This is a genomic window from Methylobacter luteus IMV-B-3098 (assembly GCF_000427625.1).
GTDB classification, from domain to species: domain Bacteria; phylum Pseudomonadota; class Gammaproteobacteria; order Methylococcales; family Methylomonadaceae; genus Methylobacter; species Methylobacter luteus.
The window spans coordinates 1,419,901-1,434,352 of record NZ_KE386569.1 but is presented as its reverse complement, the minus strand read 5'-3'; the positions used below and the strand labels follow the sequence as shown (position 1 = coordinate 1,434,352).

The following is a 14,452-nucleotide window of genomic DNA, read 5'->3' as shown; positions in this document are numbered from 1 at the left end:
CGAGGCGTTCGGATGTCATCGTTCTTGTTTTTAAATCTTTGACCAGGTAACAGGCATGATTTAACCCAAAGCAGTCCATGGCTTTAGAGGGATAGCTTCGTCCAGAACGCAAATAGCACGGCTTAAGGCTTTTGAGTATTTGCGCCATAACCGAAATAAGTAAGATATTTTATTTTCTCGAAATAATGATAAAAAAATGCCGCTAACGAAACCTCATTTTTTATCAAGGGTTTAATGATGATAAACGCATCCGAGAGAAGTCTTATCGCCTTAGGTAAATTCAAAATGTTATGACGCAGTAAATTGCGAGCGCCAAACACCGTTAATAAACAGAATTGTTTCATTAAGGAATAATGGTTCCTGTTCAGGCCGGCCAAAATAGCAATCGATTCCTGCGCGTTAGCCCCGCCACGCTGCAGGTATTGGAATACCGCCATTTTAAGTAAATCGTTAGCCATGACACCGTAGAGCGCATTGGCGAGAATATTAAGATTGGCGTTGGCGCTCTGCCTGTCACGGTAATAGGCTTCGATTTTTTCATGAATCAAATCGGTATTACTGAAATCGGGCATAGCCAATAAATGGGAACTCAATATCTGGATGTCCGAAAATACCGCTGTCAATCCGCCGCCTGTTATGGGATGGCGCATATTCAGAGCGTCTCCCAGCATTACTGCCCCCTTCCGTATTATGGGTCTTGCCGCCATGTAATGATTAGGCATGACCTTGAACCCGCCTTCTTGCAAGGCTTGCGCATAGCTGTTAAGCATGCATTCGGGAATGTAAGGCGCTACATTGGCATCCAAATGCGCTTGCAGCAACAATTTGGTCGGCAGCTGTCCGCCCGGAAAATCAATTAAAAGCCTGACTTCATTATTGGAAATGGGATAACAAATAAAGGGCGATGGCCCCGACAAAAACACATGCCCATGTTTTGGAATAGGCATTTCACAGTCTTTTAAAATCAAGCCGATAAAATAAGACGTCACGGTTTTTTCATTATTGCTGAGATGCTCTCTGAAATTTGAAAAGAATCCGTCGCTGGTAATGGTTAAGGGGGCATAAATGGACTTTATCTGGGACGTGAGCGATTCCCGGAAACTGACGCCAACAATTTCATGCTTTTCGTTTTCCAATAGATGCAGCGCCTTGCCATGTATTTGCCTGACCGATTCATTTTGCAGAGCGGAGGCTCTTATCTGCTGCAAAAACCGGCCATTATGCAGGCCCATTCCTGTATGGTGACCCGGATAATGAATGGTTGTGTTTTCCTCGCCTTGCAGCAGCAGCGCGTATCCTCCGACCGTCTGTGCTTCAAAGCCGTCCAGTAAATGCCTGAGCCCCATTTGCTCAAGCGATAGCACGGCTCCAGGTTGCAACAATTCGCCGACGATGCGCTTTTTCTCTTTAAAGCTCTGATCGATTAACGCGATTTTGATGCCTTTGGGGGCAAGATGAGCAGCGATGGTGGCCCCCGCCATGCCTGCGCCGATAATGCAGATGTCGAATTCTGACTTCATACTGAGCCCCTGGAGACGAGTGCTTTAAACAGCGTTGATTCATTTATCATCCTTGAACGTACCGCCTGTAGTATCTGCTTAATGCCCAGACAGGAAAGATATTCCTGTAATTGGCATAAGTTATCATGCAGTTATAGTTAAAAACGCCGGAAATGCTTTCCTGTGGCCAATCGCCGATAGCGCTTTGTTTATTCAACAATACGTTAATGCCTGATTCGATGACTTTCCTTTCGCTGAACTCGGCGGCCATCAGCGCCAGCAGAGCCCAGGCGGTATTAACCCCTTGAGATGCCGCCGCCTCGCTATAAACCAACGTTGAACAGGATTTGAAAGTCTCGCCCCAGCCGCCATCCGCTTTTTGCTTATCGAGCAAAAAGGCGCAGGCGCCGGTTATGCTGGCCGCTAAGGTCGCATCGTCATAATAACCATTGCCTTTGGCCTTACTGAGCGCTTCCACGCCGAACCAGGTCGCATAGGTAAAACAGACCGCCCAGCCGCCATACCAGGAACCATCCGCCCTTTGTTGGTTAAGGATAAAATTGAGTCCTGTGCTTATCGCTTTGCGTATTTCGCTGGTTTTAAAGCCGGGATAAGTTTCTTGAATTTCCAGCAAAGAAATGACACAGGCCGCGGTACATTCCGTCCATGAATAATCAATCATGATATCGGCAAACACTTCGGAAGGATTGAGTTTTTCCAGCCATTTAGGCGCTCGCGTCAATTCATAAGTGGCCCAGCCGCCATCGGTATTTTGATAAGAAAGTATGACGTCAACGGCTTGTTTGATACGTTGCTCATCAACCATCGGCTTAACCAGACCAGAATGATGAATGGCCAAAGTGGCGCTTAAGCCTTCCGCTGTGCAATCGGCAACCGGCCAGCCGTTTTCAGGGGTTGAAAATGGCCAGCTGCCGATCATCGGATGGCGGAAAAACTCGGCATGCGTCGGGTGTTCATCCTTGATTTGCGATAGCTCGATGAATCGATAGCTTTTTGCAATCGTTGCCGGAAATAGTTTGCCCAGGTCGCTTTCCAGCATGGCGCGGGTTGCAAAAGCGGTATCCCAAAGTTGCGAGCCGTTGTAGCCATTCATTTTCATGCCGTCTTCGGCAACCCATAAATAATCATACCAACGCGCTGCATGTTTTTTAAATTGCACAGAATCTTTACCGTAAGCATGCCAGATACAAATGGAATTAATGGCTTGATTGACGGGGCCGATATTGATGTAGCTGGTTTGCTCATCCTCGGCATTGAGGTATTTTAAGATGTAGTCCGTGGACTTTTTTCTTAACCAGGCGCTTTTGAACTTTTCATAATTATTGGTGAAAAAATTCATCCACTTCAATACCGGGGACGGGGTGGTGTAACAATCTTTTTCGCATACCGTATCACGCTGTTTAGGCCAGTTAATAGAGGCGAAATTCTCGTTATGGATTTCCTCTCTTAATGACAAAATCAGTTCATTTTCGGGCGCTTTAATTCGCTGGGCATAGCAATAGGCCATCGGCAAGTAAACCATGCGGGTGTGGCACCAGTAGCGCCAGGGATGGACCGGCAGCCATTTGGGAAATAGCCACATTTCGGGAAACAGGCTGTTGAAGCCTTGCCAGTCGTATAAATTCAACACAGCCAGATAAAATTTTCCCCAGGATGGGATGCCGGTTGCACCGCCATTGTTTTTAATCCACGTCCTGGCCTTGATCAGTTGCTCATGATTTTTATCGACTCCCAGAAGACGCAACGACACGTATTGCATGACGGTGCCGAACATGGTCGATTCGCCTTCAATATGCATGCCCCAGCCGGCATCTTTATTCTGATGATTGAATAAATAAAGCTTCATCATTTCCTGATGCGCTTTGGGAAACGGTGAATCTGAAATATAGGAAGCGATCAGTAAGCCGGGCAAGAGAAACAGCGGTCCGCCGTAATCACCCGGCCAATGACCGTCTTCAGTTTGCAAGTAAGAGTAATAGTTCATTCCTTTGATGAGCGCGCCGATGATTTTTTGCTTGTCGGGATTCGCTGACTGAGGTATTTCCCCTGTAAAATTTTGGAACTTAGTATCAGTGGCTGTATTTCTGAACACCTTGTCGCCGGAATTGGGATTGCTGGATTTATCAAACTGAAAATCTTTAGCAAACTGAGCTATTTCTTCGTCTGTAATGTTATCGACATTTTGTAAATGCGCATTGATATTATTTGAACTGGGCTTGAATGCCCAAATTTGCCGTCCTTTTTCAGTGAGTAGTTGCCAGTTTTTCCAACCCGGTTTTACATTCAACATAAATGTTTATGAGATTCCTTTTAATTTGGTTAAGCGACAGATACCATCCTTTGAAAAGTTGGTGCCTGCAAGTCTTGGATTTGTTTACTTATCAAATAAGGCAATGCGTACCATTACCATAAAGCCTTTTAGTTTTTTCCATAAGCCGGGCTTTTGGCGTAAACGCTCATGGCCAGGCAGTAATTGCCCTTTAGCCAATTTGCCGATTTTTCTTTTCACGGCCGGGTCCAGTTTGCCGTCGGCAGCCAATTCAAAAAACAAGGCTTTCACATTGCCTAAATCAAAAAAATCCCGTTGCCATTCCCATTTATAATCGCCGCCATAACGAAACCAGGAGCCGCCTATGCCTGCCACTTCATAATGTGTACCGTCTTCTCGTAGCGCAGGCGACACTTGACGCCATAAGCCTATCACTTCACCCTGTTTCTCATCAATTAAAATGCGGTGGTACGGATAGCGCCATTCTTCAAAGCCTTCCATTTGCACGCCTAAAGCCCATTCTTCTATCTCTTTACGGCTGCGCGCGACAAATTCTTCATTGGGGCCGATATTCCAGCGATATTCAGCCGTCTCTGTATACATCGCGCCCAGGTATTTGGGCCAATTGCCTTCTTTTTCCGCGTTGCGGTTCGCCTGCAGCCAACGGTCAACCATTTCTTCAAGTTCTGCTCTGGGATATGCAGCCATGCTTTATCTCTTTAGTGCGTTTGGTTCAATTCAATTTTAATTGCTTTGGTCGGGCAATATTTTTCGGCTTGTCGGGCTTTTTTCAGTAAATCCAGCGGCGGGCTTTCTTTTAAAATGGTTACATTCCCTGCATCGTCCACCTGAAAAAGCTCAGGCGCTTCAGTCATGCAGGTTGCATGCCCCTGGCAAAGCTCCCTGTCAATTGTTATTTGAAAACTCGAGCCAGTTTGTACGCTTTCCTGGGCGGCATTTTTCATTGACTCATCAGCGGCATATTTAACGTCCGTGCGTTTTATATAACGAACACGACAAGGTGATACCGGTTGCACCACCATTTGGGTGAAGTCATCCTGATAAGTGTCTTTGTTGTCGATCAGTTCAAAAGTAAACCGGCGTAACAAAATGCTGAAAATGGCTTTGAGCTGCAACATGGCAAAAGCGTTGCCGCTGCATTTGTGTTTGCCGCCGCCGAAGGCAATCCAGCTGAAGGGTTTGGCATCTTCCTGGCGTATTTCTGAATAGCGATCAGGATCAAACTTTTCCGGGTCCGGGAAAACATCAGCGATGCGATGCGATACGCGCGGTGATGCGCAAACGTATTTTCCGGCCTTGATCGTATAATCTTTAAAATGAAAGTCCTGCATCACCTTGCGAATTAAAAATATCAGAGGAGGGTGCAAGCGCAAGACTTCTTTAATGACATTTTCCAGTACCGGAATTTCGCGTAAGGATTGAAAAGTCACTTCGCCGTCAGTGCCGAAGTGTGCATCCAGTTCATTCAGGGCCCGTTGCATATAGTCGGGCCGGCGCGCCAGTTCCAGCAAGGTCCAGGCTGCCGTGCCTGCTGTGGTATGATGCCCGGCGAATATGGTGCCGATTAACATGCCCGTTATTTCATGGGCGGATAAACGGCTGCCGTCGTCATAGCTGGCATCAATGAGTAATTGAAACGCATCTTCACTTTTTTCCGGTTTCTGCGCTCTCTTGGCAATTATACCGGTGACCAGTTCTTGAAGTCTGGCGCGCGCTTTATCACGGCGTCGAAAAACAGGGAGGGGCAGATAGGGAAAAACAAAGGCCAGAGGATTTACGCCTTTTTCAAGATCGTGATAAATTTTGGCGAATTCTTCATTCAGTTCATAACGGAACTCATCGCCAAGCAGGCAGTGGCTGGAGGTGTAAATGGTGAGTTCTTTCATGAACTCAAGCAAATCAATTTCCCCGGTATCGCCCCAGCTGGCAATCATTTGCTCGACTTCCTGGACGATCACTTGGGCATAGCCGCGCATCGGCTTATCGCGTAAAACCGGCATGAGCATTTTAAGCTGTTGGTCTTTTTTATGCGGCGGCGCATCAAAAACCACGCCCTTGCCAAAAATTGGCGTCATGATTTTATACGCCTGGCTTTGATCCAATTGGGCGTCGGACGCGCGAAAAAAAGCTTCATTCGCTTCCGGGCCGGTCATCAGCACCATTTTTTGATGAAACATACGGAATTCGCCAATTTCTCCCAGAGTATTTCTCAGTTTCATCATGTATTCAAAGGGATTTTTGCCAAATTCGAGCATATGCCCCAGGAGCGGCAATGCATAAGACATTGTAGGCGGCTCTTTGCCTGGCGAAACGGTCTTTTCGATGTTCGTCGTAGTCATGCTCGATTTTGATATATTTTTATTAAGGAAAACTGATGTTGTAAATCCAGATTCCTTATAGCGCATTGATCTTTGAAAGCGGCAACAGACCATGCCGGGAAAATCAATCGTGTCAAAACCAGGGATACCCGCGGTATCGGCAGGATTTTTAAATAAAAATTTATCTGCTCGATCATTGTTTTAATTGAACTCTTATTATTATTTTTTTCACTCAAATGTATTCACTTTTGCAGTCATTATTCATTTTGTTGACTGGATTTCTATTAGTATCATTACTGATAAACCAGAGATTGAGCGAATAAGGGGCAACGGCAGGTCTACCGCCTCAAGCATATTCATGAATTCTCTGTTCGCCTGTTTATTTCTGATCGGGCTGAACCTGTAATGCCAAACATATTATAAGCTTCTATTTTTAGAAATTTGTAGCTAACATTGAACTTTAATCAAAATTGGGCCGGAACGCCTCCATCCCGGTTTAGTTGGATGATGGTCATGAGAATTACCGGATGCCCGAATTTTCAGGGCAAAAACAGGGTGGCTCTCCAAACAATGCAGGATAGGTTAGAGACATTGCTTGGATCGTGATCCCCCAGTCCGCGCCAGTGAATATCTTCAAGATAAGGCAAGCAGGAGGCTATGCACTCTGGCGAAAAATACAATAATCACGTATCTGATGGGTGCCCTCTTGGCGTCACTATGTCATGGCTCAAGTTTTTATTTTCATGGCCAGAAGGATAAGCTTTTTTCGATGGCATGCGTAACATCAGGCATGGGATTAGGTAGAGGTGAGTCGCTTATTGCATCATTTTAACGCGGCTTACTTAACATATGCCAACTGACAAAAATTTGAATGAGGGGCGGGGCGATGACATGAAGCCACTCGATCTATCCTGCCGCTATGTGTAGAACCTAACTATGTGCAAATTGGTCTATGAAAGATCGACGGTCAATGGACAGGTTGCGCATGAACATCATTCCATCCCCGCGACGTAAGCCAAAGGTTGTATGGCACAAAATCGTGCCCCTAATCATCCTCTGAAATAGGAGTTTCTCATGTTTAAGTTTTTTCTGATTCCTGTCATTGCCCTGACAATGGGGGGCTGCACATCAACCCGCCCGGTTCTTTATCCCAACGAGTATTTAAACACCGTTGGTCCAGTGGCCGCCGAAGGTGATATTGCGAACTGCATTCATCTGGCAGAGGCTGCCGGTGCCGATTCCGGCGGCAGTGAGGCAGGGCGGGCCGCAACCAACACCCTTGGTGGCGCTGCCGTGGGTGCTGCGTCGGGCGCTGTGGGCGGTGCGGTAGTAGGCTCGGCAGGCTCCGGGTCGGCGATTGGAGCGGCCAGCGGCGCGACCATCGGACTGCTGCGCTGGATATTCGGAAAGACGGAACGCAGTCCCGCTTTTGAAAACTTCGTAAACAGATGTCTTGAGGAGCGCGGGTATCAACCCGTCGGCTGGGACTAAGCGCTCATCACTCGCATGATGGCTATTACGCTCGTGCTCCTGTGATGAATCGCTTGCGGATGGATTCCGCTTTGTTACACATAGGAGATGGAGGCATGCCGGAGGTGTGCGGTATTACCCCATAAAGCCCGACTTCATCAAGAGTCAGAACATTGGTGAGGAAGATATTCAGCGCTTCGTAGCGAATATTGTAATGGATGAAGAGACTTTACTGCGTCGGTATGGGTATTGCTCGAGAAGCAATGTCTAGAGTAGAAGAGGAACAGCTGTCTGTGCCTTAGCCCCATGAATTTCCTGACTCAACAACTTCCTGGGTCAGGATAATGGTTTGGATCATACGCAGCCGCTCCAGGCAATTAGTCTTTCCGAAGCTTCAGGGATGTAAAAGTAGTAATGAGCACAGATCGCACGGTGCGGGCACTGGTCGAAAAAATCATACGCAGAAAGTCCGTAATCCAGGTCGTTAGAGAAGACATGGGTAGTTCTAGCATTCCGGCACGATAAGATGGGCTGAGTACAAGCCCATCAATCACAATGACCGATTAGTAATCTGCCTTATCAGCAATTTATTATTTTCCCTGGATGATAGGGCGAGAGTTCTGCGGTTAAAATTTTTATTCGGTCAGTGCAAATCCGATTTTTATTGTAACCTGCCAGTGGGCAATTTTGCCGTTTTCTATATTGCCGCGCGTTTCGACGACTTCAAACCAGCGCAGATCGTGGAGGGTATTAGTGGCCTTGCTGACGGCATTTTCGATGGCGTTCTCCATGCTGACGGTTGAGGAGCCTGTCAGCTCTATTTTTTTATAAATATGATCAGTCATGATTGCTCTCTCTTTGCGTGTAGTAAAGGTCCAGTTCTTTAAGGCGCTGCGGCGTGCCTATATCCATCCAGAAGCCGTCGAATTTTTGTCCTGATATTCTGCGCTCCGACATGGCTGCGCGCAGCAATGGCGCCAATTTACTTTTTCCGACCGGCATATGGCTGAATAGTTCAGTCTTGTAGAGTCCGATACCGCTAAAAGTAAATTTCTCAACGCCGTTTTCAACGATATTGCCGGCACTGTCGAGGCCAAAGTCCCCCGATCTGTTGTGCTCGGGATTGCCGACCAATATCAAATGAGCCAGATCAATGCTCAGGTTTTTCAGTTCAGCAAACGGGAAGTCCGTGGCGATATCGCCATTGACGACTAAAAAGGTATCATTGCCCAACAAGGGCAGGGCGTTGATGATGCCGCCGGCCGTTTCCAGACCTTCTTCGCCTTCGGGTGAATAACTGATGGCGGCGCCGAATCGCTCGCCATTACCGAGACGCTCTTCAATTTGCCGGCCCAGGTGGGCGTGGTTGATGATGATTTCATGGAAGCCGGCCGCGACAAGCTGTGTAATCGTATGCTCGATAAGCGGTTTACCGGCTGCAGACAGCAAGGGTTTAGGCGTGTGGTCGGTTAAAGGGCGCATTCTCTCGCCACGCCCGGCCGCTAAAATCATGGCTTTCATAGTTTGGGCAAGACCTGTTCGTGAAGAAACCGGCCAAAACCGGCCAGTTCAGGGTAGGCGGCGCAGACGGCGGTGACATAATTCAGCGTACGCGGTATGTCTTTCAGATAGCCGGATTTGTTATCCCGAATGTGCAGGCGCGAAAAAATGCCGATGGCTTTCAGGTGCCGCTGCATGCCCATCAGATCGAACCAGCGTTTAAAACGGTCCAGATCGCAATTGATCAGGTCCGCCTGCAGAAGCCGTTGGTAATACTGGGTCATCCATTGCTCAACTTGTCGTTCGGGCCAGGCTATATAGCAATCGCGCAGTAACGACACCAAGTCATAGGTAACAGGCCCGATGACGGCATCCTGAAAATCGATCACGCCGGGCGAATCGGCGTTCAGCACCATTAAATTGCGCGAGTGGAAATCGCGATGAACGCAAGTTTTCGGTTGTTCCAACGCCGATGCAATCAATATGTCATGCACCGTGTTTCGCAGTGGCTCCGGCATGGTGATATCCAGCGACCGTTCTAAAAACCAGTCGTCGAAAATGGCCAGTTCTCTCTTCAGCAGCGGTTCGTCGTAAACGGGCAGGCCGCTATCGAGTTTCGGCGTATTGGTTTGCAGTTTAAACAAGCTGTCGAAAGCGCTTTCGTATAAACCAGCGGCGGTATGCTCATTTAATTGATCAAGAAAGCACTGCGAGCCGAAGTCTTCGAGTAGCAGAAATCCGTCACTGAGGTTCTGCTGGAAAATAGTCGGGACATTAACCAGGGAACGCGTCAGCAGGTTAGCAATTCTTATAAAAGGCTCGACGTTTTCTTGGGGCGGCGGAGCGTCCATGACGATGAATTGCCCATTCGGCACTTTAATTCTAAAGTAGCGCCGGAAGCTGGCATCACTGGAAGCAGGCTCACAAGAGTGGATAGCTAATAACAAATCATTTTCGAGCCAATCGAGCATGGATATCGCTCTTAAGTCTTCAGGCATCATGGGGAATAGAAGAGTTTAGTTATAATGCTGCGGTAAATTAAGGTAAAATGTTGAATTCGGCATTTTATTCGATTTGTGATTCATTAAGCTACTAAACTTCTATCCTCTATGCGTCGCCGCTTATTCCTGGTCTTTTTACCCTCTTTCTACACACCTGTCGGTTTTGCCAATGAAGCAGCCTGGAATTGCGAACAAAGCAAAGACGGCAAGGGATGGGTTTGTGTTGGCGAAGCAAAACCAGCCGATAAAACCACTGAAGCGCAGGTGCCTGCTCAACCAGCACCGATTGAAGAAACTCAGCCACCGGTTATCCCTGAGCCCATCCAAGCGGAGCGGCCCGTGACTCCCTCCGAGCCTGTCGAAGAAACCGAACCGGTTCTGGCAAAACCTGCTGAAGAGGTCGGACCGGCTGAGACCGAACCCGCGGCGGATGAACAGCCGGTTATATCCGAACAGGATAAGCGGCAAGTTGTAGTCAAACGTCCGGTCGTAACCGATGCCAACAAGCCCGTTCCTGTTGAGATAAAAAACACTAAAACTGCCAGCGCTGCCGATACGCAACAGCGCCCGGGATGGAGTTGTGCGCCCGGTGAAGAAAACCAAAACTGGAGTTGTAAATTGGTTGGCGCCGATCCGAAAGGTCAGGCGCAGGTTGTTGCAACGGATGAGGCTCAATTTCATCTGCTGGATTCGGCATTTGATTTACAACAGGAACGAATCTTTAATACCTTACAAACACAGCTGAAATATGACCCGTGGGCAAATTGTGCGGTGGATGTTCCGGTATCGCCGGAGTTTGTGCCGGAAAAACACCTGCGCGAAACGTCCCCGCTGGAGGTCCGGTCGGACTACTCGGAAGTTTTCGATGCTGAAATCAGCAGCTACTTCGGCAACGTCCAGATTCGTCGGGCCGATCAGCATATCCTGTCGGATGCCGCGAGCTATGATACGGTTTCCGAAACGCTCGATCTGCAGGGTGATGTTTATTACAGCGAAGATGAGCTGGCCTTGTACAGCGATACGGCCGTGCTCAATCTGGCCACTGATCAGGGTAGATTGAGGGATACGATGTTTATATCGCCGTCCGCACCGCTCAGGGGCCGGGCGAAAGTCGTTTACCGTGACAGCAAGACCTTGTCGCGTTATAAAGACGTTGCTTACACCAGCTGTCGTCCCGGCAATCAGGACTGGGTGGTCCATGCGTCCGAATTGAAACTGAGTGATGCGACCGGTAAAGGCTCAGCCAAAAACGCCTGGCTGGAGTTCAAAGGTACGCCTGTGTTTTATTCGCCGTATCTTTCGTTTCCTATCGATGACCGAAGGATATCCGGCTTTCTGGCGCCTTCTTTTGGCAATACGGAACGAGCGGGATTCAATTTTTCAGTGCCTTATTACTGGAATATCGCGCCTAACTATGATGCGACTTTAAGGCCGCGTTATCTGTCAAAAAGAGGCGTGTTGCTGGCAGGGGATTTTCGTTACCTATCCGAAATAACGGAAGGCAAGCTAAGTCTCGAATTTTTGCCAGACGATTCATTACGGGAACAGTCGCGGTATTTCGCTAGGCTCTTAAACAGTGCCCGATTTACGCCGCATCTCACTTCGAAGATGGACCTCAGTTATGTATCTGATAAGGACTATTTCAACGATTTGGGCAATGCGCTGAGCTTGACCAATTTAAGTTATTTACATAGTCAGGCGGATGTCAGTTATAACGATGAAGGCATTTCATTCGTCAATCGGGTTGAGAATTATCAGGCGATTGATAAAGCGATACCGCAGCGAAATCGTCCTTATCGGAGATTGCCGCAAAGTATATTGAATCTGAACCGCAGTTTCGACTTCATGCCGCTCGATACGGCCATGAATGCCGAGTATGTTTATTTTCAACATGAAGAATTGGTAAATGGCCAGAGATTCAACATCAAGCCGTCGGTCAGTTTCCCGCTGGAAACATCCGGCGCGTTTTTAAGGCCCCGGCTTTCCTTGCAGCACACGCAATATGAGTTAAGCGAACAACAAACAAGAAATCTAGGCCAGCCGGATTCCATTTCCAGAACGCTGCCTATAGCCTCTATCGACGGCGGCCTGTTTTTTGAGCGCGAAATCGATTTAGGCGAGAGCGCCTATATGCACACGATAGAGCCGAGGTTGTTCTATTTATATATTCCCAAGGATAATCAGGACGATATTCCGTTGTTCGATACTTCGCTCTATGATTTCAACTTCAGCAGCCTGTTCAGGGAGAACCGCTTCAGCGGTAACGACAGGGTGCAGGATGCCAACCAGGTTACGGCCGCTGTTACTTCGCGTCTGGTTGATCCTGAAACCGGCAAAGAAAGGGCAAGATTCGATATCGGCGAGATCTTCTACTTCCGGGATAGGGAGGTCGGCTTGTGCGGCAACTATTACTCACCGTTATGCACGGTTAACAGGCCGATTGAAACCAGCAGCTTTTCGAACCTGGTGAGTGAACTAAATGTCCGGTTTACGGATCATGTATCGGTTGATAGCGGTCTTCAATGGAGTCCTGACATAAATGACATCGTCAGAGGCGATATCATGTTTCATTATGTTAATCAGCCCGGCGAGATTTTCAATATAGGCTACCGGTATAGAAAGAATACCGTAGTGACTTTTCCTGATCGGCGAAATGACATTATCCAGAGTGATATTTCATTTCACTGGCCCATATACGATAACTGGTATGCGGTGGGACGCTGGCAATACTCCTTGCTCAATAACGCTACGCGGGAAAGCTTTATCGGCTTCGAGAAAGAGAACTGTTGCTGGCGTTTCCGCCTGATCGGCCGGCGCTGGGTTAATACAAGAATCACTGATGCATTTGGCAATACTGCTGCCAGTGATGTTGAGCTAAGCAGGCTCGATCCGGAAGGTGAAAGCCAGACCGGTGTATTTTTCCAGATAGAGCTTAAAGGTCTGACCGGTGTCGGAGAAAAACTCGATGAGTTCTTTGAACAGAATATTTATGGTTACCGCAAGCCGGAAAGATAATTTTTTAGAAAATATGAAAAGATTGATTGCACCTGTACTGTTATGTAGTTTGTTTTTCAGCAGTTTTGTCGCGCACGCTGAAGAGCTGGACAAAATAATCGCTGTCGTTGAGGATGATGTCATTCTTGACCGTGAACTGGAGCGGGAGGTGGCGGCTGTCAGGCAGCGAATCGAAGCCAGTAACGCCGTCATGCCGCCTAGCTTTATCCTGCGCAAACAAGTGCTGGAAAGAATGATTGTCGATAAGTTGCAGCGTCAGTTGGCGGAGAGAGCCGGCATTACGGTCAGTGAGGAAATGCTGAACGGCCAGGCTGCCGAGATTGCCCAAAGAAATAACATGAATTTGCAGGAATTCCGGTCCGAACTGGAAAGGCAGGGCATTAGCTATCAAAGCTTTCTGGACAATATACGTAATGAAATTATCATCAGTCAGCTACGGGGCAGGGAAATAGGCGGACGCATTAAAGTGACCGACAGAGAAGTCGAACACTACCTGGAAACGCAGGACAAGATTGGCGAAGAGTCTACCCAGTACCATCTCGGGCATATACTGGTCGCCGTTCAGGAAGCCGCGTCAGCTCAGGAAATACAGAAAGCCAAGGCGAAGGCCGATAATCTGGTTGAAAAACTGCGCGCGGGCGAGGATTTTACCGAAGCGGCCATGAGTCATTCAGATGGTGACAATGCCCTGAAAGGTGGCGATTTGGGTTGGCGTTCCATGGGCGACATACCGACGATGTTTGCCGAGGAGGTCGGTAAAATGAAGCCGGGCGATATAGCCGATCCTATTCGCAGTCCGAGCGGTTTTCATATCGTTAAATTACTGGAGCAAAAAGGCTCTTTGGATCAGCATATGGTAACCAAAACCAAGGTTCGCCATATTCTGATAAAAACCAATGAACTGGTCGATGATGCCGAAGCAAGAAAACGGTTGCTGGCATTGAAAGAGCGGTTGGCCAACGGTGAGGATTTTGCGGCATTGGCGCGCGCTCATTCCGATGACAAAGGCTCGGCATTAAAAGGCGGCAGTCTTGATTGGGTAGGTCCCGGTGACCTGGTCAAACCGTTTGAAGAAACCATGGAAAAACTGTCCGTCAATGAAATCAGCGAACCCGTGCAAACACAGTTCGGCTGGCACTTGATTCAGGTTCTGGAGCGGGAAAACAAAGACAACAGCACGGAGTTCAAAAAAAATATGGTCAGGGATGCCATACGTAAACGGAAAATTGAAGAAGAAACCGAGCTTTGGATGCGCAGATTGCGTGATGAAGCATTTGTGGAAATTTACCAGGATAGGCTCTAAAGTAGCGCGGTTAACAGTGATCGATTGTAGAACAG

General features: G+C 47.9%; 10 protein-coding genes. 3 read left to right on the top strand and 7 right to left on the bottom strand.

The features are described from left to right. Positions 1–122: 122 nt before the first annotated feature. The 4 genes from METLU_RS0108500 to METLU_RS0108485 all read right to left on the bottom strand — a co-directional run bounded on the left by METLU_RS0108500 (position 123) and on the right by METLU_RS0108485 (position 6,149). A complete protein-coding gene (locus METLU_RS0108500; RefSeq protein WP_027157849.1) occupies positions 123–1,520 on the bottom strand; it encodes an FAD-dependent oxidoreductase in 1,398 nt (465 codons plus the stop codon). Between the two features lie 46 nt (positions 1,521–1,566). Beyond that, entirely contained in the window at positions 1,567–3,810 is a 2,244-nt protein-coding gene (locus METLU_RS0108495; RefSeq protein WP_027157848.1) for a terpene cyclase/mutase family protein, read from the bottom strand. A gap of 84 nt (positions 3,811–3,894) precedes the next feature. Further along, positions 3,895–4,497: a hypothetical protein gene (locus tag METLU_RS0108490; protein ID WP_027157847.1), complete on the bottom strand. Its 603-nt coding sequence runs from the start codon at positions 4,495–4,497 to the stop codon at positions 3,895–3,897. A gap of 11 nt (positions 4,498–4,508) precedes the next feature. Next, a complete protein-coding gene (locus tag METLU_RS0108485) occupies positions 4,509–6,149 on the bottom strand; it encodes a cytochrome P450 (protein ID WP_027157846.1) in 1,641 nt (546 codons plus the stop codon). Positions 6,150–7,202: 1,053 nt separating this feature from the next. Between METLU_RS0108485 and METLU_RS0108480 the strand changes: the two genes are divergently transcribed. Continuing rightward, positions 7,203–7,619: a glycine zipper family protein gene (locus METLU_RS0108480; protein ID WP_027157845.1), complete on the top strand. Its 417-nt coding sequence runs from the start codon at positions 7,203–7,205 to the stop codon at positions 7,617–7,619. A 614-nt stretch (positions 7,620–8,233) separates the two neighbouring features. Here METLU_RS0108480 and METLU_RS0108475 read toward each other — a convergent pair. The 3 genes from METLU_RS0108475 to METLU_RS0108465 are packed head-to-tail and all read right to left on the bottom strand — an operon-like array spanning position 8,234 to position 10,069. After that, positions 8,234–8,443, bottom strand: a complete 210-nt coding sequence (locus tag METLU_RS0108475; protein WP_027157844.1) for a dodecin — start codon at positions 8,441–8,443, stop codon at positions 8,234–8,236. Beyond that, on the bottom strand, positions 8,436–9,119 hold the full coding sequence (murU, locus tag METLU_RS0108470; protein ID WP_027157843.1) for an N-acetylmuramate alpha-1-phosphate uridylyltransferase MurU: 684 nt from the start codon (positions 9,117–9,119) through the stop codon (positions 8,436–8,438). The genes METLU_RS0108475 and murU overlap by 8 nt, the downstream gene beginning before the upstream one ends. After that, entirely contained in the window at positions 9,116–10,069 is a 954-nt protein-coding gene (locus METLU_RS0108465) for an aminoglycoside phosphotransferase family protein (RefSeq protein WP_081679052.1), read from the bottom strand. The genes murU and METLU_RS0108465 overlap by 4 nt, the downstream gene beginning before the upstream one ends. 138 nt (positions 10,070–10,207) lie before the next feature. Between METLU_RS0108465 and lptD the strand changes: the two genes are divergently transcribed. Further along, complete coding sequence (gene lptD, locus METLU_RS0108460; protein WP_027157841.1) at positions 10,208–13,114, top strand: LPS assembly protein LptD; 2,907 nt, start codon at positions 10,208–10,210, stop codon at positions 13,112–13,114. Positions 13,115–13,127: 13 nt separating this feature from the next. Beyond that, the gene (locus METLU_RS0108455) at positions 13,128–14,417 is read left to right on the top strand and encodes a peptidylprolyl isomerase (RefSeq protein WP_027157840.1); all 1,290 of its coding nucleotides are present in this window, start codon (positions 13,128–13,130) and stop codon (positions 14,415–14,417) included. Positions 14,418–14,452: the final 35 nt, after the last annotated feature.